Consider the following 267-nt stretch of genomic DNA (forward strand, 5'->3'; position numbering starts at 1 on the left):
GCGTAGGGTTCCTCCACCTTGGGGTTGGCGAACAGCTTTAGCGGGGGGACGTTGCTGTAGCCGTCGACCACCCGGCCCATGACTTTCGAGCGCGCCGCCCAGGCCGCTGCAGAGCCTGGCTCTTTTACACATCTGACGCTGGCGGCGACCNGGCGTAGTGTTCCTCGACCTGGGTGTGGGCGAACAGCTTTAGCGTGGTGACGTTGCTGTAGCCGTCGACCACCCGGCCCATGACTTTCGAGCGCGCCGCCGAGGCCGCTGCAGAGC

The 267-nt window shown here is 66.2% G+C and carries 1 pseudogene; it reads right to left on the bottom strand.

The window, feature by feature from the left end:
• Positions 1-151: 151 nt before the first annotated feature.
• Positions 152-267, bottom strand: a pseudogene (locus ACQ4LH_RS22085) (hypothetical protein); the annotation flags it as partial.

It is taken from the genome of Pseudomonas peli, from assembly GCF_050563605.1.
GTDB lineage: Bacteria > Pseudomonadota > Gammaproteobacteria > Pseudomonadales > Pseudomonadaceae > Aquipseudomonas > Aquipseudomonas peli_A.